This window comes from Mycobacterium sp., assembly GCF_965229105.1.
In the GTDB taxonomy this organism is placed as follows: domain Bacteria; phylum Actinomycetota; class Actinomycetes; order Mycobacteriales; family Mycobacteriaceae; genus Mycobacterium.
The window spans coordinates 1003968-1023739 of record NZ_OZ245858.1 but is presented as its reverse complement, the minus strand read 5'-3'; the positions used below and the strand labels follow the sequence as shown (position 1 = coordinate 1023739).

20 protein-coding genes, 1 tRNA gene and 1 other RNA gene are annotated in these 19772 nt (G+C 65.2%); 11 read left to right on the top strand and 11 right to left on the bottom strand.

Annotation, left to right across the window (positions count from 1 at the left end):
* Positions 1-73: 73 nt before the first annotated feature.
* Positions 74-1897, top strand: a complete 1824-nt coding sequence (leuA, locus tag ADBZ9O_RS04880; RefSeq protein ID WP_526528925.1) for a 2-isopropylmalate synthase — start codon at positions 74-76, stop codon at positions 1895-1897.
* A gap of 94 nt (positions 1898-1991) precedes the next feature.
* Positions 1992-2375, top strand: a complete 384-nt coding sequence (locus ADBZ9O_RS04875) for a PLDc N-terminal domain-containing protein (protein WP_526528923.1) — start codon at positions 1992-1994, stop codon at positions 2373-2375.
* 41 nt (positions 2376-2416) lie between these two features.
* Here the strand turns inward: ADBZ9O_RS04875 and ADBZ9O_RS04870 are convergent, their stop codons facing one another.
* Positions 2417-3028 (bottom strand): class I SAM-dependent methyltransferase, encoded by a 612-nt coding sequence (locus ADBZ9O_RS04870; RefSeq protein WP_526528922.1) that lies wholly within the window; start codon positions 3026-3028, stop codon positions 2417-2419.
* 73 nt (positions 3029-3101) lie between these two features.
* On the opposite strand from ADBZ9O_RS04870, the gene ADBZ9O_RS04865 reads away from it, so the two are divergent.
* Positions 3102-3950 (top strand): helix-turn-helix transcriptional regulator, encoded by an 849-nt coding sequence (locus ADBZ9O_RS04865; RefSeq protein WP_526528920.1) that lies wholly within the window; start codon positions 3102-3104, stop codon positions 3948-3950.
* Between the two features lie 148 nt (positions 3951-4098).
* Here the strand turns inward: ADBZ9O_RS04865 and ADBZ9O_RS04860 are convergent, their stop codons facing one another.
* A complete protein-coding gene (locus tag ADBZ9O_RS04860) occupies positions 4099-5088 on the bottom strand; it encodes a DEDDh family exonuclease (RefSeq protein WP_526528918.1) in 990 nt (329 codons plus the stop codon).
* A gap of 78 nt (positions 5089-5166) precedes the next feature.
* Here ADBZ9O_RS04860 and ADBZ9O_RS04855 point away from each other — a divergent pair, with 78 nt between their 5' ends.
* Positions 5167-6420: a MurT ligase domain-containing protein gene (locus tag ADBZ9O_RS04855; RefSeq protein WP_526528916.1), complete on the top strand. Its 1254-nt coding sequence runs from the start codon at positions 5167-5169 to the stop codon at positions 6418-6420.
* Between the two features lie 7 nt (positions 6421-6427).
* The gene (locus tag ADBZ9O_RS04850; protein WP_526532839.1) at positions 6428-7129 is read left to right on the top strand and encodes a type 1 glutamine amidotransferase; all 702 of its coding nucleotides are present in this window, start codon (positions 6428-6430) and stop codon (positions 7127-7129) included.
* Here ADBZ9O_RS04850 and ADBZ9O_RS04845 read toward each other — a convergent pair.
* The 3 genes from ADBZ9O_RS04845 to ADBZ9O_RS04835 form a co-directional block, all read right to left on the bottom strand.
* On the bottom strand, positions 7126-8049 hold the full coding sequence (locus tag ADBZ9O_RS04845; protein WP_526528914.1) for a type IV toxin-antitoxin system AbiEi family antitoxin: 924 nt from the start codon (positions 8047-8049) through the stop codon (positions 7126-7128). The genes ADBZ9O_RS04850 and ADBZ9O_RS04845 overlap by 4 nt on opposite strands.
* 105 nt (positions 8050-8154) lie before the next feature.
* Positions 8155-8766 (bottom strand): recombination mediator RecR, encoded by a 612-nt coding sequence (gene recR / locus ADBZ9O_RS04840; protein ID WP_526528912.1) that lies wholly within the window; start codon positions 8764-8766, stop codon positions 8155-8157.
* The gene (locus tag ADBZ9O_RS04835) at positions 8767-9099 is read right to left on the bottom strand and encodes a YbaB/EbfC family nucleoid-associated protein (protein WP_526528910.1); all 333 of its coding nucleotides are present in this window, start codon (positions 9097-9099) and stop codon (positions 8767-8769) included.
* 98 nt (positions 9100-9197) lie between these two features.
* Between ADBZ9O_RS04835 and ADBZ9O_RS04830 the strand changes: the two genes are divergently transcribed.
* Entirely contained in the window at positions 9198-9977 is a 780-nt protein-coding gene (locus ADBZ9O_RS04830) for an Rv3717 family N-acetylmuramoyl-L-alanine amidase (RefSeq protein ID WP_526528908.1), read from the top strand.
* On the opposite strand, the gene ADBZ9O_RS04825 is transcribed toward ADBZ9O_RS04830, so the two are convergent.
* Both ADBZ9O_RS04825 and ADBZ9O_RS04820 read right to left on the bottom strand, forming a co-directional pair.
* Positions 9974-10453, bottom strand: a complete 480-nt coding sequence (locus tag ADBZ9O_RS04825) for an SRPBCC family protein (RefSeq protein WP_526528906.1) — start codon at positions 10451-10453, stop codon at positions 9974-9976. The genes ADBZ9O_RS04830 and ADBZ9O_RS04825 overlap by 4 nt on opposite strands.
* 85 nt (positions 10454-10538) lie before the next feature.
* A complete protein-coding gene (locus ADBZ9O_RS04820; protein ID WP_526528904.1) occupies positions 10539-10976 on the bottom strand; it encodes an SRPBCC family protein in 438 nt (145 codons plus the stop codon).
* A 102-nt stretch (positions 10977-11078) separates the two neighbouring features.
* On the opposite strand from ADBZ9O_RS04820, the gene ADBZ9O_RS04815 reads away from it, so the two are divergent.
* Both ADBZ9O_RS04815 and ADBZ9O_RS04810 read left to right on the top strand, forming a co-directional pair.
* Positions 11079-12476: an FAD-binding oxidoreductase gene (locus tag ADBZ9O_RS04815; RefSeq protein WP_526528902.1), complete on the top strand. Its 1398-nt coding sequence runs from the start codon at positions 11079-11081 to the stop codon at positions 12474-12476.
* A complete protein-coding gene (locus ADBZ9O_RS04810; protein WP_526528900.1) occupies positions 12473-13786 on the top strand; it encodes an SAM-dependent methyltransferase in 1314 nt (437 codons plus the stop codon). The genes ADBZ9O_RS04815 and ADBZ9O_RS04810 overlap by 4 nt, the downstream gene beginning before the upstream one ends.
* A gap of 7 nt (positions 13787-13793) precedes the next feature.
* Here ADBZ9O_RS04810 and ADBZ9O_RS04805 read toward each other — a convergent pair whose 3' ends face one another.
* The 4 genes from ADBZ9O_RS04805 to ffs form a co-directional block, all read right to left on the bottom strand.
* Positions 13794-15743 (bottom strand): DNA polymerase III subunits gamma/tau, encoded by a 1950-nt coding sequence (locus ADBZ9O_RS04805; protein ID WP_526528898.1) that lies wholly within the window; start codon positions 15741-15743, stop codon positions 13794-13796.
* Positions 15744-15769: 26 nt separating this feature from the next.
* Positions 15770-16153, bottom strand: coding sequence for a DUF2784 family protein (locus ADBZ9O_RS04800; RefSeq protein WP_526528896.1), 384 nt, complete (start codon positions 16151-16153; stop codon positions 15770-15772).
* Between the two features lie 62 nt (positions 16154-16215).
* Entirely contained in the window at positions 16216-17511 is a 1296-nt protein-coding gene (locus ADBZ9O_RS04795; RefSeq protein WP_526528893.1) for an aspartate aminotransferase type Ic, read from the bottom strand.
* 42 nt (positions 17512-17553) lie between these two features.
* Positions 17554-17648, bottom strand: an RNA gene (gene ffs / locus ADBZ9O_RS04790) — signal recognition particle sRNA small type.
* Between the two features lie 90 nt (positions 17649-17738).
* Here ffs and ADBZ9O_RS04785 point away from each other — a divergent pair.
* From ADBZ9O_RS04785 to ADBZ9O_RS04775, 3 genes are all read left to right on the top strand, one after another.
* Positions 17739-17823 (top strand) — tRNA-Ser (locus ADBZ9O_RS04785).
* An 89-nt stretch (positions 17824-17912) separates the two neighbouring features.
* Positions 17913-18635: a lipid uptake coordinator LucA gene (lucA, locus tag ADBZ9O_RS04780; RefSeq protein WP_526528891.1), complete on the top strand. Its 723-nt coding sequence runs from the start codon at positions 17913-17915 to the stop codon at positions 18633-18635.
* Positions 18636-18689: 54 nt separating this feature from the next.
* Complete coding sequence (locus ADBZ9O_RS04775) at positions 18690-19766, top strand: NAD(P)H-dependent amine dehydrogenase family protein (protein ID WP_526528889.1); 1077 nt, start codon at positions 18690-18692, stop codon at positions 19764-19766.
* Positions 19767-19772: the final 6 nt, after the last annotated feature.

Genomic DNA, 19772 nt, shown 5'->3' with positions numbered 1-19772 from the left:
AGACCGGCTTCCCGTCGCGGGTGTTTGACGATCCGCCGGTCTGAGTGTCCCCCCTCGACCACCCGGAGCAACCATGACTAACTTCTCAGGTTCTGCCAACACCTCAGATTCCTCTGACGCCTTCTCGTCAGTCCGCGCCATCAAGACCCCGGCCGGCCAGCCCAATCCCGGCCAGCCTGCGTGGAACACCCAGCGTGCGTCGTCGATGCCGGTCAACCGGTACCGCCCATTCGCCGCCGAGGTGGAACCCGTTTCCGTCAGCGACCGGACCTGGCCGGACCGTGTCATCACTGCGGCACCGATGTGGTGTGCCGTCGACCTGCGCGACGGTAACCAGGCCCTGATCGACCCGATGAGCCCGGCCCGTAAGCGCCGCATGTTCGATCTGCTGGTCCGGATGGGCTACAAGGAGATCGAGGTCGGCTTCCCGTCGGCGTCACAGACCGACTTCGACTTCGTCCGCGAGATCATCGAGCAAGGTGCGATTCCCGACGACGTCACCATCCAGGTGCTGACCCAGTGCCGCCCCGAGCTGATCACCCGCACCTTCGAGGCGTGCGCAGGCGCACCCAAGGCGATCGTGCACTTCTACAATTCGACGTCCATCCTGCAGCGGCGGGTGGTGTTCCGGGCCGACCGGGCGGCGGTCCAGAAGATCGCCACCGACGGGGCCCAGCTGTGCGTCGAGGAAGCCGCCAAACACCCTGGTACACAATGGCGTTTCGAGTACTCACCGGAGTCCTACACCGGTACCGAGCTGGAATACGCCAAGCAGGTCTGCGATGCGGTCGCCGCGATCATCGACCCCACCCCCGAGGCGCCGCTGATCATCAACCTGCCTGCCACCGTCGAGATGGCGACACCGAATGTGTATGCCGATTCCATCGAGTGGATGAGTCGCAACCTGGCGCGGCGGGACTCGATCATCCTGTCGCTGCATCCCCACAATGACCGTGGAACTGCCGTCGCGGCAGCGGAATTGGGTTATCAGGCCGGGGCCGACCGGGTCGAGGGCTGCCTGTTCGGCAACGGTGAGCGCACCGGCAACGTGTGCCTGGTGACGCTGGGGCTGAACCTGTTCTCCCGTGGGGTCGACCCGCAGATCGATTTCTCCAATATCGACGAGATCCGCCGCACCGTGGAGTACTGCAATCAGCTGACCGTCCCCGAGCGGCACCCCTACGGCGGCGATCTGGTGTACACGGCCTTTTCGGGCAGCCATCAGGACGCCATCAACAAGGGCCTGGACGCGATGAAGGTGTCCGCCGACGAGTCCGATACCGATGTCGACGACCTGCTGTGGCAGGTGCCGTATCTGCCCATCGACCCCAAGGACGTCGGGCGCACGTATGAGGCCGTCATCCGGGTGAATTCGCAGTCCGGCAAGGGCGGCGTCGCCTACATCATGAAGGCCGATCACGGGCTGTCGCTGCCGCGTCGGCTGCAGATCGAGTTCAGCCAGGCCATCCAAAAGATCACCGACGGTGAGGGTGGCGAGGTGTCGCCCAAGGAGATGTGGGACGCGTTCGCCGAGGAATACCTGGCGCCGATCCGGCCGCTGGAGCGCATCCGTCAACGCGTCGATGCCGCCGAGGTCGACGGTGGAACGGACACCATCAGCGCCGTGGTCAAGGTCGACGGCGAGGAGCGGGAGATCACCGGCGAGGGCAATGGCCCGCTGGCGGCCTTCGTCGATGCGCTGTCGACGGTCGGCTTCGATGTCAACGTTCTCGATTACTCCGAACACGCGATGTCCGCCGGTGAGGAAGCGCAAGCCGCGGCCTACGTCGAGGCGTCCGTCGGCGGTAAGACCGTCTGGGGTGTCGGCATCGCTACATCGATCACCACGGCATCGCTGCGAGCAGTGGTGTCGGCGGCGAACCGGGCGTCGCGCTAGTCGCTGGCTAGTTCGATAACGCGGAGGTCTGACTAGACTTTGCGCCGGCGTCAGAATTGCTCTGCGCCTGCTCAACGGTTAAGGAGTAGCCGACATGTGGGATACCTTCTGGCATTTTTTGTGGTCGACGATCGTCATCTTCGCGTTCATCGCGTACCTGATGATCCTGTTCAACATCCTGACCGACCTGTTCTGGCGTGATCACAAGACGTCCGGTTTCATCAAGGCCATCTGGGTGATCTTCCTGATCCTGTTGCCCTACCTGACCGCGATCGTCTATCTGATCGCCCGCGGTAACGGCATGGCCGAGCGGGCCCGTGCGGCCGCGATGCATGCCAAGCAGGCCAGCGACGATTACATCAAGGCGGCCGCTGGTCGCTCCCCCGCTCAAGAGATCGCCGACGCGAAGGCATTACTCGAAGCAGGGACGATCACGCAGGGCGAGTTCGAGAGTTTGAAGACGAAGGCGCTCGCCTAGCTCCGATGAGAAGCGGCGCCGCCCGGCCTCGACAGACATCGTCAGGCCGGGCGAGTGCCGCAATGGATCACGACATCGCCGAATACCCGCAACCGGGTACGGCCGATTGCGCGGTGATCGAACCCGGCACCCTCGAACAGCCGAGGGACGGCGTCGCCGCTGGCATGGATATCGGCGACGATAAGCATCCCTCCCGGCTCGATCACCCGGAATGCCTCCGCCACGGCGGCGGCCTTCGCGCGGTCATCGAGGTGGTGCAGCATCATCGACGACAGCACTCGGTCGAACGCGCCATCGGGGTAGGGCAGTTCCTGCGCGTACCCCTGGTCGAAGGTGAGCCCGGTGCGGGCACGCGCTTTGCGTCGGGCGATTGCCAGGGCACGGGGGTCGGGGTCGATACCCGTTACCTGCGCCGCCGAGTGCACCTCACCGACCCGCAGCGCCACATTGCCGGTTCCGCAGCCGATCTCGAGGATGCGGCGGGCGCCAGTCATTTCCTGACAGGTCGCCAGCGCGTCGTATACCCGGCCCGACCCCAGCACCCGGGTCAAGAGGTCATATCCGGGCAGCAGGACATGCAGGCCGGCGGCAGGCAGGTAATCGTGCCCGTGGCCTGAATCGCGAGTCGCGGAAGATGGATCATTTTCGGTCATGGTTCCCATCGTGGCCTGGTTACTGTCAACGATGTTGGGCCATCTTCGCCGTTACTGGGATTATCTTTGGCAGATGGCCGAGATGGCTCGACTGGTTCACAATCGTGATGGCATCCCGGTCTATCGGTACCCCGTCGATCTGGACATGCCGCCAGTGTCGGTGCTGAGAATGCCCACAGGCACCCCCGACGGACGCGGTCGCCATATTCACGAATTCCCGGCCCTGTCTTACCAGCCCGAGACCGGTCTGGTCGCCATCGCGGCGGCCGGCAAGACCCTCGAACCCGATGCGCTCCACGAGTTCGGCGGGGGTATCGGTGTGTACTTCGACCCCGCGGCGCTCGGCGACGACGCACGGCTACCCGCGCCGGCATGGCGGACGCATCCGCTGCTGTTCCCGTTTCTCCATAACCGCTCAGGTGGCGTGCTGCGGTTGCAGGTGCCCCCTGAACGGCGATCCTTCTGGGATTCCACCATTTTGGCGATCGATGTCGAATTGACCGACCGTCTCGAGGGGCATCGGCAGGCCGCGCTTGCCCACGTGACGTTGTTGCTGATCGACCTGGCTCGCTTGGCTGTTGACGTGGTCGGTGATCTCCGGCGCAATGGCGAACCCCTGATGGCCGAGGTGTTCTCGGTCATCGAGCGCCGCATCGATGCACCGCTCTCGCTGCGCGACGTGGCAGATGAGGTGGGGATGACGCCCGGGCACCTGACCACCCTGGTGCGGCGCCGGACCGGGCGAACGGTTCAGGACTGGATCATCGAGGGTCGGATGTCGCGGGCCCGGGCACTACTCGAAGAGACCGATCTGGCGATCGCCGACGTGGCCCGACGCGTCGGGATGAATGACCCCGGATACTTCGCCCGGCAGTTCCGACGCACCTATGGTCGCTCACCGCGCGAATGGCGCAATCGATAACCCCTTCAACACGGCCTGGCAATCAAAGAATCAGAACCGTCCGATGACGAGTCGCGGCGAGGTACGAGCCGGGGGGAGGAATCGGACAATCAGAACCGTCCGATGACGAGTCGCGGCGAGGTACGAGCCGGGCGGAGGAATCGGACAATCAGAACAAAGCGAACTGGTCGCCGCTCACAGTGGCATCGGCGAATTCCTCGATACCGGTGCCACCGATGACGCGATTCACGTTGGCCATGAACTCGGCGTCGGGCACCACCGGCACCCCGAGCTCGCGGGCCAGATATCCCTTGCCCTGCTCAGGTGCAACGTCATTGCAAATCACCAGCGACGTCTCGGGATCGACACCGTCGCAGTAGGCCAGTCCGGCGTGCAGGATGCGCTCGACGAGTTCCTCATGGGTGCGGCCGCACTCCGAGGACAGTGCTACCCGCATGCCTTGGACCAGCGGCCGGCCCCGGACATACCGGCCGGGGTTCTGATACTGGCAGGGCATCCGCGACGCCAACATCTTCAGCGGGCGCAGCTCGTCATGGGTAACCCGACCGTTGGGCCACCGTCGACGGCTGACCGGCCGGACCGGGAGCCAAACGTCATGGTCGGCCGCCCGCTGCAGCGTGGGGGTGAGCACCCGCGCGAGCACCGACGCATCGTCGAACGCGTCGTGCGGCCGGGTCTGGGCAACACCCCAGTGTTTGGCGAGCGTTTCCAGCCGCAGGTTCTCCAGCCCGAGCGCGAGGCGGCGGCTGAGTTCGACAGTGCACATCACGGTGTCGGTGGGCAGCTCGAGGCCGGCCAGCTCTGCTTCGGCCGACAGGAACCCGTAGTCGAAGCCCACGTTGTGCGCGACCAGCGTCCGGCCCTTCAACAGGGCGATGACATCGGGGGCAATCTCGTCAAAGGTGGGCTGGTCTTCGAGCATCGCAGTGGTCAGGCCGTGCACATGTGTTGGTCCGGGATCGACGCCCGGGTTGAGCAGGCTGACGACGGACTGCTCGACACACCCATCGGCATCCAAAGCCAGGACCGCCAGGCTGATCACCCGCGCATTCCCGGGCTGGAAACCGGACGTCTCGAGATCGATCACCGCCCAGCCGTCACCCGGCTCTGCGGAAGGCCGGCCCCACAAGTGACTCACAAACTCAGAATGGCACGGGCCGCCGACAATCCAGCGCTGCACAAATGCGTGTCGGCGCCGTCGCACTAAACTGCCCGGGTGATCACCACCCGTGGACGTCTCGCGCTCGCCGCCGGCGCCAGCGCGCGGTGGGCGTCGCGGGTCAGCGGTCGCGGCGCGGGCGCCATGATCGGTGGCCTGGTGGCAATGACACTGGACAAATCGATCCTGCGCCAACTTGGCCGTGAACGCCGTTCCGTCGTCGTGACCGGCACAAACGGCAAGTCCACCACCACGCGGATGACCGCGGCAGCGCTGGCGACCATAGGGCCCGTCGCGACCAATGCCGAGGGCGCGAATATGGATGCCGGCTTGATCGCCGCCTTGGCCGCCGCACGCGATGCGTCATTGGCCGCTCTTGAGGTGGATGAGATGCATGTGCCGCATGTGGCGGATGCGGTGGATCCGGCGGTCATCGTGTTGCTCAACCTCTCTCGTGATCAGCTCGACCGCGTCGGTGAGATCAACCACATCGAACGGACGTTGCGAGCCGGTCTGGCCAAGCATCCGCGGGCGGTGGTGATCGCCAACTGTGACGACGTCCTGATGACATCGGCCGCATACGACAGCCCGAATGTGGTGTGGGTGGCGGCCAGCGGCGGCTGGGCGGCCGATTCGGTGAGCTGCCCACGTAGCGGCGAGATCATCGTGCGCGAGGCCGGCGATGGCGGGCAGCATTGGTACTCGACCGGCACCGACTTCAAGCGCCCCAACCCGCAGTGGTGGTTCGACGATGACACCCTCTACGGGCCCGACGGCCTGACCCTCCCCATGAGGCTCGCGCTGCCCGGCTCGATCAATCGGGGCAACGCGGCGCAAGCTGTCGCCGCCGCCGTCACGCTGGGCGCTTCCGCGGCCGAGGCCGTCGCCGCGGTGTCGTTGGTCGACGAGGTGGCCGGTCGCTACCGAACCGTCCAACTCGGCACGCATACCGTGCGGATGCTGCTGGCCAAGAACCCGGCCGGCTGGCAGGAAGCGCTGTCGATGGTCGACAAAGACGCCGCCGGTGTGGTCATCGCCGCCAACGGCCAGGTGCCCGACGGGGAAGACCTGTCCTGGCTCTGGGACGTCCACTTCGAGGAGTTCGAGGCGCACTCACAAAAGACACCAGTGGTGGCCGCCGGCGAGCGCGGCACCGACCTCGCGGTGCGGCTGGGCTACGCCGGCGTCGAGCACACCCTGATCCACGACACCGTGGCCGCTATCGCTTCCTGCCCGCCCGGGCACGTCGAAGTCGTCGCCAACTACACCGCCTTCCTCGCGCTGAACCGGGTGGTGGAACGCAGTGGCTGACTCAACGATCCGGATCGGACTGGTGCTGCCCGACGTGATGGGCACCTACGGTGACGGCGGCAACGCTGTAGTGCTGCGACAACGGTTGCGGCTGAGGGGTTTTGACGCCGAGATCGTGGACATCACCCTGGCCGACCCGGTCCCCGACTCGCTGGATCTCTACACCCTCGGTGGCGCAGAGGATTACGCACAGCGCCTCGCCACCAAACATCTGCTGCGCTATCCGGGACTGCAACAGGCGGCCTTGCGAGGGGCGCCGGTGCTGGCGATCTGTGCGGCCATCCAGGTGCTGGGCCACTGGTATGAAACTTCCGCCGGTGAACGAGTGGAAGGCGTCGGGATGCTCGACGTGACCACCTCGCCACAGGCGGCCCGGACCATCGGGGAGGTGGCGTCGAATCCGTTGGTAGATGGCCTGACCCAGCCCCTGACCGGTTTCGAAAACCACCGCGGCGGAACGGTTTTGGGCCCTGACGCCCGGCCGCTGGCGGCGGTCACGAAGGGCGCGGGCAACCGTCTGGGCGACGGGTATGACGGCGCCGTCCAGGGCAGTGTCGTCGCCACCTATCTGCACGGTCCGTGCCTAGCCCGCAATCCCGAACTGGCTGACCTGCTGCTGTCGAGGGTGGTCGGTGAGTTGCCGCCACTGCAGCTGTCCGAAGTCGAGTTGCTGCGCCGCGAACGCCTGGCGGCCCCCCGCCGGGTCTAGGCCGCCTCTCTATTTTCCCGCCCAAACCAACGTTTGGGTGCGAAACGTCGAGTGGATCGCACCATTTCGTCGATCTCGGCGCCGCCTCGCCGAACGAACGCCTCGTGTACCCGCTCCAATATCTCGGACTGACGATCCTCGGCGATCACGCGGATCACTTCCCAGTTTTGCTTCTCGACCTTCGGTAGCCGCCGCATGTCCTTCACATACTGCGGCCGATACGTCCGATGCTGATCGCCGTCGTACTCCACGGCGAGCTGTATCGCACGCCAACCCATGTCGAGGAACGCGAACGGTTCGTCAGCGCTGCCGTCGAACACCGGGATCTGGGTCTCGGGTATCGGAAATCCGTTGTCGATCAACAGAAGTCGCAGCCAGCTCTCCTTAAGCGACTCCGCACCGGCATCGACCAAGGGCATCAACTCGCGTAGCTGACGAACGCCGCGGACCGGGCCGTACCGATGTATCAGGGTCGCCACCTCCTCGAATTCGAACGGCGCAGCCCGCATCAAAGCGTCGAGACGGCCGATGGCTTCGTAGCGCTTGCGATAGCGCCCCATATCGAATGCGGTCCGGGCCGCGGTAGTCACGAGAAGATCGTCGATCATCATGACTTCGTCATCCGTCACGCGATCCATTCGGACAATCAATCCTGCCTGCCGCCGACGTTCCGGCTCGAGAATCTCGATCGGCTCCAGGCGATCAACCCAGTCCGCTCCGTGCAGTGCTGATGCGGCTACTCCCGCGATCACACCGAGCCGGTCCGACGTCAGCCATGCCCCGACCGTTCGGTCCTGCAGCGTCGGCGTCGCCCCCTTTGGGATGTACACACCCCGGTAGAGGGGGCGGTACCAGCGACGTAAGTCGTTCCGGCTCAGCCCGTCGCCGAGTGCCTCGCGTCCAAGAAATATTTCAGTCATGGCCGCATCGTGGCCGACGGGTCCGACAGCTCGCCGAGACCGACGAAATGGTGGGTTTTACTCGCACTTTCACGCCCGTTTGTTGGTTTGGGCGTAAACGGGGATCTAGACCATTTGGCGGCGGCCGGACAGGGCGCGGCCCAGGGTCAGCTCGTCGGCGAACTCCAGGTCACCGCCCATCGGTAGACCGGACGCGATCCTGGTGACGGTCAACCCGGGGATATCGCGCAGCATCCGCACCAGATACGTCGCGGTGGCCTCGCCTTCGGTATTGGGATCGGTCGCGATGATGACCTCGGCGATATCCACACCATCAACGCGTTCACCGATGCGGTTGAGCAGTTCGCGGATCCGCAGCTGCTCGGGCCCGACACCCGACAGCGGGTCCAGCGCGCCGCCGAGTACGTGATACCGCCCGCGGAATTCGCGGGTGCGCTCGACGGCCTGAACATCCTTGGGTTCCTCGACGACGCACACCTGCGTGCCATCGCGGCGGGGATCGTTGCAGATGCGGCAACGCTCATCGTCGGAGACGTTGCCGCAGACCGCACAAAACGTCACCCCGTCACGCACCCGGCTCAGCACCGCCGTCAGCCGGTCGATATCGGGCGGCTCCACCGACAACAGATGAAAGGCGATGCGCTGCGCGCTTTTAGGGCCGATGCCCGGCAATTTGCCCAGCTCGTCGATCAGATCCTGGACCGGGCCTTCAAACACTCAAAACCCCGGGATACCCAGTGCATCGCCCATCCCGCCGGCGAGCGGCCCGAGCCGCGTCTGCGCCAGGATGGTCACCTGCTTGGAGGCGTCCGCCAGCGCGCCGACGATGAGATCCTGCAGCGTCTCGGGATCGTCGGGGTCGATCACCTTCGGGTCGATCGCGACGGCCAGCACCTCGCCGCTGCCCTTCATAGTCACCTGCACCAGGCCGCCGCCGGCCTGTCCGTGCACCTCGGTGTTGGCGAGTTTCTCCTGAGCTTCCATCAACTGCTGCTGCATCTGCTGTGCCTGGGCCAGCAGCGCCGACATGTCGGGTTGACCCGGTTGCATGACAGTCCCCTTGCGTATTGGTCTCGACTTGGTTGCGCATCTGCGTTTTCACACGCTCAGGTCTTCAAGCCTAGACGCGGCCGGGCTACGGTGGCGCCGTGCACGTACCAGCCTGCCTTCGTGTCGGCGCGGCGTTCGCCGTCGGCATCGTCGTCGCCGCCTCGACAATCGTCGCCGGACCGGCCGCCAGCCCCATTGCCCACGCGGCCCCCGCCAATATCGCCGGCATGATCGTCTTCCTCGATCCCGGCCACAACGGATCCAACGACAGTTCGATCAGCCGCCAGGTCACCACCGGCCGCGGCGGCACCAAGGACTGCCAGGCCAGTGGCACCGCCACCGATAACGGTTTCCCCGAGCACACCTTCAATTGGCAGACGGTCCTGCGCATCAGGCAGGAGCTCAGCGCGCTCGGCGTGCGGACGGCGATGTCCAGGGGCGATGACACCGGTCTGGGACCGTGCGTCGACGAACGCGCCACGATGGCAAACGCGCTGCAACCCAACGCCATCGTGTCGATCCACGCCGACGGCGGCCCTGCCACCGGTCGTGGCTTCCATGTGAACTACTCGGACCCGCCGCTGAACAACGCCCAGGCAGGCCCGTCGGTCCGGTTCGCTCAGATTATGCGTGACCAGTTGGTGGCCTCCGGTATCCCGGCGGCGAACTACATCGGCTCGAACGGGCTCTACGGACGCTCCGACCTGACCGGTCTGAACCTGGCGCAGTTCCCGTCGATCCTGGTCGAGTTGGGCAATATGAAGAACCCGGCCGACTCCAGCCTGATGCAAAGCGCAGAGGGCCAGCAAAAATATGCCGACGCGGTGGTCAAGGGGATCGCCGGATTCCTGGCCACCCAGCCAGCCCGGACGGCCTAAGTTGCTTCGGCGGCCCGCTTAATCGCGGCCAAAGTCACCGGAATACCGCTGACGGCAGCCTCGCGGCGCGCCTGGATCTGCTCGTCCGCCACCTCGCCGAACCGCTCGCGGAAGCCGGCGAGACCCTTGGGGTGGAACACCCAGGATTCGGTGAGCCGGGTGCCTGCTGTGCCCGACTCAGTGGTGTCGGGCTCAAAGGTGTAGCCCCACCGCACCCAGCCGTTGTTGACCTCCCAGGCGAACTCCCGCCCAGGATCGGCCACCACCACCTGGGAGCGAGTCTCCCAGGTGCGCTCGGATGTCTCGTTGCGGCCGGTGAACCACGACCCGACCTGCCCAGCCGGACCGTCGTCCCACCAACACGCCTTGCAGATCGGACTCCACTCGCCCGTCCGGGTCACATCGGACACCATGGCGTAGAGCTCGTCCGGCGTTGCCGCAACAAGAATCGATTCTGACAGCGCGAAGTCGGTCACAACCGACGAGTGTGTCATTGAGATAGAGCTGGCTGCGAGAGTTACTCGCAATTCTTCGCACTCAGCTCTATCTCAATACCGAAAGCTAGCCTTCGACATCTTTCTTGAGGTTCTCCAGCACCTGGCCCTGGATCTTCTTCAGCCCGAGCGGGGCGAAGGTCTTCTCGAAGAAGCCCCCGATTCCACCTGCGCCGTTCCATGAGGTCTTGACGGTGACGCTGGAGCCGGGTCCGGCGGGCGCGACGGTCCAGTTGGTCACCATCGACGAATTCGCGTCCTTCTCGATGACGGTGTGGCCCGCAATGTCGACCGAAGCCTGCACGGTGCGGACCCGCGACTTGGTCGCCTGCAGTTTCCACGTTGCGACAGTCCCGGCACCCACCCCGCCCTGCAACACCTTGTATTCGCTGTACTGCGGCGACAGAATCTTCGGGCGCACCACGTTGTAATCGGCGACCGCGGCGAGCACCGCATCCGGCGTCGCGTTGATCAAAATGGTGCTGGACGCGCTGACCTGTCCCATCGGGGAAGACTCCTTGTGTTGCGATAGCCGCGGCACTCTGCCGCACTGTGATTCTCTAGCCGTGCAGTCGCATCGGCTGCTGCTGCGGACTAGCGTATCCCTGTGTCTGTTCCTGCATCTGAGGCACTGGCCGCTCACGCCGCTGGCGTCGAGCGACTGCTCGCTAGCTATCGCGCCATCCCGTCGAATGCCACCGTCCGACTGGCCAAGCCGACGTCCAATCTGTTCCGCGCCCGTGCCAAGGTCAATGCTCCGGGTCTGGACGTCTCCGGCCTGACCGGAGTGATTTCGGTCGATCCGGACGCACGCACCGCCGACGTTGCGGGCATGTGTACCTATGAGAATCTGGTGGCGGCGACACTGCCCTTTGGCCTGTCCCCGTTGGTAGTCCCGCAGCTGAAGACCATCACCCTCGGCGGCGCGGTGACCGGGCTCGGTATCGAGTCGGCGTCGTTCCGCAACGGTCTACCGCACGAATCGGTGCTGGAGATGGACATCTTGACCGGCACCGGCGAGGTCATCACGGCATCGGCGGACCAACACCCCGACCTGTTTCGCAGTTTTCCCAATTCCTATGGCACATTGGGCTATTCAGTTCGACTGCGGATCGAACTCGAGCCGGTGCGGCCCTTTGTCTCGCTCAAGCATCTACGGTTCAACGCACTTGATGACCTGATATCGGCGATGGATCGCATCATCGAGACCGGTGGCTACAACGGGGTCCGCGTCGATTACCTCGACGGTGTCGTGTTCAGTGCCGACGAGTCCTACCTGTGCCTTGGCATGCAGACCTCCACGCCAGGGCCGGTCAGCGATTACACCGGAAAGGACATCTACTACCGGTCGATCCAGCACCCCGGCGACGATGGGGCCGAAAAAGACGACCGCCTGACCATCCACGACTACCTGTGGCGCTGGGACACCGACTGGTTTTGGTGTTCACGGGCATTCGGCGCGCAGAACCCGGCGATCCGCAGACTGTGGCCGCGGCGACTGAGGCGCAGCAGCTTCTACTGGAAGCTGATCGGCTACGACCAGCGCTTCAACATCGCCGACCGGATCGAGAAACGCAACGGCCGACCGCCGCGGGAGCGGGTCGTGCAGGATGTCGAACTGCCGATCGAACGCACTGCGGAATTCCTGCAGTGGTTCCTCGACGAAGTACCGATCGAGCCGCTCTGGCTGTGCCCCCTGCGGCTGCGGGACCACGGTCACGCAGGCACCTGGCCGCTGTATCCCATCCGCGCGGACCACACCTACGTCAATGTCGGCTTTTGGTCGTCGGTACCGATGGGGCCTGACGAGGGCTACACCAACCGGCTCATCGAGCACAAAGTCAGCGAACTCGACGGACATAAATCGCTGTACTCCGACGCTTACTACTCACACGAGGAATTCGACGAACTCTATGGCGGCGAGGCCTACACGACGGTGAAAAAGGCCTACGATCCCGACTCACGGCTGCTCGATCTCTATGCGAAGGCGGTTCAACGACGATGACGACATTCAAAGACCAGGTGCCCAATGAGGCAGGCAAGCTCTCGCTGGCAGAAATCCTGCAGATTTTCGCCGAGGGCAGCCGGTTGCCGCTGAAGTTCACCGCGTACGACGGGAGCAGCGCGGGACCCGACGACGCGTCGCTGGGGCTGGATCTGGTCACCCCACAGGGCACGACATACCTGGCGACGGCCCCCGGTGACCTCGGCATGGCCCGCGCCTACGTCTCGGGCGGCATGGAGATGCGCGGCGTGCATCCTGGCGACCCCTATGACCTACTTGCCGCGCTGTCGGACAAGCTGCAATTCAGGCGGCCGCCAGCCCGGGTGCTCGCCAACATCATCCGGTCGATCGGTGTCGAGCATCTGCTGCCGATCGCCCCGCCTCCGCAGGAGGTGTTGCCGCGCTGGCGCCGGATGGCAGAAGGACTGCGCCACAGCAAGACTCGTGACGCTGAGGCAATTCACCACCACTACGACGTGTCCAACACCTTCTACGAGTGGGTGCTCGGCCCGTCGATGACCTACACCTGCGCGGTCTACCCGACGGCGGATGCATCGCTCGAGGAGGCGCAGGAGAACAAGTACCGGCTGGTGTTCGAGAAGCTGCGCCTGCAACCCGGCGACCGGCTCCTCGACGTCGGCTGCGGCTGGGGCGGCATGGTGCGCTACGCCGCCAAGCACGGCGTGAAGGTGATCGGTGTGACGCTGTCGGCCGAACAGGCCGCCTGGGGCCAGAAAGCTATCGACGAGCAGTGCCTGGGAGAGTTCGCCGAGATCCGGCACAGCGATTACCGCGATGTCAGGGAGACCCAGTTCGACGCCATCTCGTCAATTGGGCTGACCGAGCACATCGGGGTGGCCAACTACCCGGCGTACTTCCGGTTCCTTCAGTCGAAACTGCGGGTCGGCGGCCTGCTGCTCAACCACTGCATCACCAGACCGGACAACCGGGCCACGGCCAGTGCGGGCGGATTCATCGACCGGTACGTCTTCCCCGACGGCGAACTCACCGGGTCAGGACGCATCATCACCGAGGCCCAGGACGTCGGGTTCGAAGTCATCCACGAGGAGAACCTTCGGCACCACTACGCCATGACGCTGCGCGATTGGAACCGCAATCTCGTCGAACACTGGGACGAAGCGGTCGCCGAGGTGGGCCTGCCCACCGCCAAGGTGTGGGGGGTGTACATGGCCGGCTCACGAGTCGGCTTCGAGACCAACGTCGTCCAGTTGCACCAGGTGTTGGCGGTCAAACTGGACGCCCACGGCGGCGACGGCGGACTGCCGTTACGCCCCTGGTGGTCGGCCTGACGGGGGGCTACCCGTCGATTTTGCGCGCGCCCAGTTCTGCCTGAAGTAGTTCCAGCGCCACTTCCTCAGGATCGCGGCGGGGCCCGACCTCGCCTGCTTCAGCAGCCTCGGCCAGCATCCGTTCTTCTTCGGCGCGCACGACGGCTCCCGCGTCGACCACGGGCGCGGCGGTCGGCGTCGTGGCGGTCACCGGGGCAGCGGCTGCACCGGTACCCAGCTCGCAGCGCACCCGCCAGGCCACCCCGAGCGCATCCTTGAGTGCCTCCCGGATGACGTCGGCGTTGCGCTGTTCGGATAACCGTCTGGCCAGCGGCGCGGACTCGTGGGCCAACACCAGGGTGTCACCGTCGATCGCGAGCACCGTCGCGCCAGACAGCATCACCTCGGTGGTGCGACTGCGTTGGCGCACCTTCTCGCGCACCGTGGTCCACATACTGCGCACGGCGGCCGCGTCGGGCTCCCCGGCCACCGGCGGCGGTGGCGGCACCGGCGGGGCCGGCGGCTCCGGTTCCGGTGCGGGCGGTGGTTCGACGTTGGGTCGCGGTGTCACGGGTCGCGGTGTCACCGGGGCAGGATCGGACTCCGGGGGCGGTGCTGGTTCGAAGTCAGGTTCTTCTGGAACTGGCTCTGGTTCTGGTTCTGGTTCAACAACTTTGGGAACCACCGCGGCCGCAGGGGTCGGGGCCGCAGGCGTCGGGACCGCGGGGGTCGGAGCCGTCGCCTCGGCGACCGTCTTGCGGACGAACTTGGGCCGGGCGACCGGCGGCGGCGCCGCGGCCACCGTCTGGTCGGCGGGAATGGAGATGTCCAACCGGGTTTCGATGCGCTCGACCCGCTGCAGCAGCGCAGCCTCGGTATCGCTGGCCGAGGGCAACAGGAGTCGGGCGCACACCACTTCGAGTAGCAGCCGTGGCGCGGTGGCGCCCCGCATCTCGCCCAGCCCGGCATGCACTACCTCGGCATATCGGGTCAGGGTCGCGGTCCCGATCCGTTCTGACTGTCCACGCATCTTCTCCAGCACGTCCTCGGGGGCATCCACCACCCCGCGGGCCGCCGCATCCGGAACCGCTTGCAGCACAATGAGATCGCGGAAACGCTCCAACAGGTCGATAGCGAAGCGGCGCGGATCGTGACCGGCATCGATCACCGACTCGACGGCGCCGAACAACGCAGCGGCATCCCCGGCGGCCAATGCCTCGACGGCATCGTCGATGAGCGCAATATCGGTGGCACCGAGCAGCGATAACGCCCGCTGATAGATCACCCGATTACCGTCGGCACCGGCAAGCAGCTGGTCGAGGACCGAGAGGGTGTCACGCGGTGAGCCACCGCCGGCGCGAATCACCAGCGGGTACACCGCGTCGTCGACGTCGACATTCTCTGCGACGCAGATCTTCTCGATCAGTGTGCGCATGGTGCGCGGCGCCAGCAGCCGGAACGGATAGTGGTGTGTGCGCGACCGGATGGTGGGCAGCACCTTCTCGGGTTCGGTGGTGGCGAAGACGAAGATCAGGTGCTCCGGCGGCTCTTCGACAATCTTGAGAAGGGCGTTGAAACCGGCGGTGGTGACCATATGCGCTTCGTCGATGATGAAGATGCGGTATCGCGACTGCGCAGGCGCATAGAAGGCCCTGTCGCGCAGTTCCCTGGTGTCATCGACGCCGCCGTGGCTGGCCGCGTCGAGTTCGGTGACATCGACGCTGCCTCCCCCGTTGGGTGCCAGCGCCACGCACGAGTCGCAGACACCGCAGGGGGTAGCAGTAGGCCCCTTCTCACAGTTCAGCGAGCGGGCCAGGATGCGCGCAGATGAGGTTTTGCCGCAGCCGCGCGGACCGGAGAACAGATAGGCATGGTTGATCCGCCCCGCCTCCAGCGCAATCGACAGTGGTGCGGTGACATGCTCCTGCCCCACCACCTCGGCGAAGGTTGCCGGTCGATACTTGCGGTAGAGAGCCACGGGAGAAGGCTACCTACCCCGGCCGACTAGTTCCGCCCGGCCGGGACCGGCTGCCGTCGCCGTGACCGCGACACCATCACCCACGACGTCACAACGGTCACGAGCGCCAGCAGGAGCACCAGGTTGGCCGAGCTCGCGGGGTACACCACGCCGGTCAGATAGTGTTCGATGAAACCGTCGGCGGGCATGGGACCCAAACCCGCCCTGGGGCGGGCCCATCGTTCCAACGCGGTCAACGGGCAGACGAAATCGATCAGCTCGATCGCGATCCCCCAGATCACCACAGGAACGTGCACCCAAATGGTCTTCGGCCACCGCAGGGCCAGGAATCCACCTGTCACCATGTAGGCGATGAAGGCGAAATGGACCGCCACTGTCAGGACGACGAGGACGGCGTAAGCAATCGTCATGGTCTGCATCTCCGCGGAGCTACCGATTTACCGCACGCAGAATAGCCAGACCGCCTTGGCGATTATTCCGAGAGCATGGACTCTGTGGCGGCCAGCAGCGCGCACGTGGCAAGGCCGTCGATCGCCGCCTGCAGCTCCGGTAGCGACGGGAATGAGGGCGCGATCCGAATATTCTTGTCCTCCGGATCTTTCCGGTTAGGAAACGCTGCGCCCGCTTCCGTGACGGCGATACCGGCGTTCTTGGCCAGGGCGATGGTCCGTCGCGCCGTGCGCGGCAGTACATCGAGGCTGACGAAGTAGCCACCCTTGGGATCGGTCCACGACGCGATCTTCGACTCACCGAGTCGGTCTTCGAGGATCTCCGCAACCAAGGCGAACTTCGGGGCCAGCAGCTCTTGGTGACGCTGCATCTGCAGCCGCACCCCGTCGGCGTCACCGAAGAACTGCAGGTGGCGCAACTGGTTGAGTTTGTCCGGGCCGATCGACTTCTTCCCGGCGTACTGCAGATACCAGGCGATGTTGCCCAGCGATCCACCGAAGAAGCTGACCCCGGCGCCGGCGAAGGTGATCTTCGACGTCGACGAGAATACGTAAGGCCGGTTGGGGTTCCCGGCCTTCGCGGCCAGCCCCAGTACATCGATCTGGCGCAGGAAATCGTGGGTCAGCGTGTGCACGGGATAGGCGTTATCCCAGAAAATTCGGAAATCCTTTGCCGCCGTGTGCATCTGAACCAGACGGCGGGTTTTCTCCCAGGAATAGACCGCACCGGTGGGATTGGAGAACACCGGCACAGCCCACATGCCTTTGATGGTGGGGTCGACGGCAACCAGCTCTTCGATCATGTCGAGATCGGGGCCGTCTTCGAGCATCGGCACCGCAATCATCTCGAAACCCATGGTCTCGGTGATGGCGAAATGCCTGTCGTAACCCGGTGACGGGCACAGGAATTTGAGTGCGCTTCCATCGCGGACCTCATCCAGCCACGGCCTGGGCGAGTCGACCCCGCCGTGCAGAAGGGAGAACACCACGATGTCGTGCATCATTTCGAGGCTGGCGTTGTTGCCCGCGATCAAGTTCGGCACCGGAATGCCCAGCAGCTCACCGAATATCGCCCGCAACTCGGGTAACCCGTGCTGCCCGCCGTAGTTGCGGGTATCGGTGCCTTCCCCGTCGCGATATGCCCCTTCTGCTAACCCGGGCAATCCGAGCAGCGCGTTCGACAGGTCGAGCTGCGCCGGTGACGGTTTACCGCGAGTCAGGTCCAGCGTGAGCTTCTTGGCCTGCAGCTCGACATAGTTGCGCTGCTGCTGTTCGTGTTCGGCCTGAAGTTCCGCGAGGCCAAGGGAGAGGAACGACACCGTGGGCCTTTCACCGTCAAGACGGGGGATCCGGAACCAAAATCCAGGGGACCCCGCGCACCCGCCAGAGCCCATTGACCCTTGCTGCCTTCCGGCCCTGGGGGAGTTCACAGGATAGACGCCGCGCGGGGTCCACAGCGAGTCTAATACGGCTCCGATGCCTCTCAAGACGCGGATGCACCGCAGCCGTGACGGTGCACTCAGCAGCCTCGGCTACCATTGCCGACGGAGGATTCGCCTAGTGGCCTATGGCGCTCGCCTGGAACGCGGGTTGGGTTAACGCCCTCAGGGGTTCAAATCCCCTATCCTCCGCGCACAGTTCCCGGGGTGTCGACCGTGTGTCTGGCTGAGGCCAGCGGATGCGGTTGACACCCCGGGCACACACAAACCCAAGGAGGGGTATGCGGCGCGGTCTCGCGATGTCGTGGCATGGCTTGTCCTTCCTCGTCGCTGCCGTTCTGTTCTTCTTGTTCGTCCTCCCGCGCTGGTGGGAGCTGACTGGTGATGTTTCCCACGGACTTGGCACGACGATGCGGATCGTCACCGGCGCACTGATCGGGCTGACCGCCCTTCCGGTGGTCTTCACCCTGATCAAGACCCGCAGGCCGGAGTTCGGGACGCCGCAGCTGGCGCTGTCGCTGCGGTTGTGGTCGATCGTGGCTCACGTGTTGGCTGCCGTGCTGATCGTGGGGACCGCCATCGCCGAGATCTGGCTCAACCTCGATAACGTCGGCCGCTGGATCTTCGGGGTCTACGGCGGCGCCGCCGCCATCGCCGTCCTCGGTGCGTTGGCGTTCTACCTGGCATTCGTCGCCGAATTGCCGCCACCGCCGCCGAAGCCGCTCAAACCGAAGAAGGCGAAGGCGTCCCCCGAAACGGCGTCAACAAATGTTGACGCCTCCGACGCAGACGACACCACCGACGACGCCCAGCCCGCCGCCGAGACAGAGACCGACCTCGAGACCGAGGAAGCCCCCGGAGTCGAGGCCGAAGAAGTCGAGGCTGACGAGAAGACACCGGCCGGGCTGCGCAACCGCCGCCCGCTGGGCAAGACCCGTGGCGTCAACGCCAAACCGCGTCGTGGTGTCGGCGGCTCAGGATCTGTGGCCGTTTCCGACGACTGAAAATCGCCAATCATTTAGCCTCGCTAATCCGTCGGGCGACCTTATGCTGTGCGAGTGCTCAACAACACGCGCAATAACGCTCCCTACCGGGTCGTTCAGTGGACCACCGGCAACGTCGGCAAAAGCTCCGTCGCGGCCATCGCCATCAACCCCAGCCTCGAACTCGTCGGCTGCTACGCCTGGTCGAAGGACAAAACGGGCAAGGACGTCGGTGAACTGGTCGGTATCGGACCGCTCGGCGTCAGCGCCACCAACGATATCGACGCGCTACTTGCGCTGAAACCCGATGTCGTCGTCTACAACCCGATGTGGATCGACGTCGACGAGCTGGTCCAGATCCTGTCCGCGGGCGTCAACGTCGTCGCGACCGCGTCGTTCATCACCGGACACAACCAGGGCGAGGGCCGCGACAGGATCGCGCAGGCCTGCGAGCGTGGCGGAGCCACGATGTTCGGCTCCGGCATCAGCCCCGGCTACGTCAACCAACTGGCCATCGTGGCGGCCGGGATCTGCGACCGCGTCGACAAGATCACTGTCAACGAGGCCGCCGACACCACCTTCTACGACTCCCCCGACACCGAGAAACCGGTCGGCTTCGGCCAACCCATCGACCACCCGGATCTGCAGGCGATGACCGCCCACGGCACCGGGGTGTTCGGCGAGGCGGTCCGGATGATCGGTGACGCGCTCGGTATCGAATTCGACGAGGTGCGCTGCGATGCCGAGTACGCCCAGACGACAGCCGATCTCGACCTGGGCTCATGGACCATTCCCGCGGGCGGGGTCGCCGGGGTGCACGCCGTGTGGAAAGGCATCGTGGGCGGCGTCACCCGGGTCGAACTCTCCCTGCTGTGGAAGAAGGGCCAGACGCTGGACCCGGACTGGCCTATCGAGCAGGACGGCTGGGTGATCGAGGTCGCGGGCCGCCCGACGGTGACGATGAAGGTCGGTTTCCTGCCGCCGCCGGATTTCGAGGCCACCACGCTGGAAGAGTTCATGGTGCTGGGGCACATCATGACCGCGACACCCCCGCTGAACGCGATCCCTGCCGTCGTCGCCGCGGCGCCGGGCATCGTCACCTACAACGATCTACCGCTGATCCTGCCCCGCGGCGTGGTGCCCACAAGTTAGCCAGCT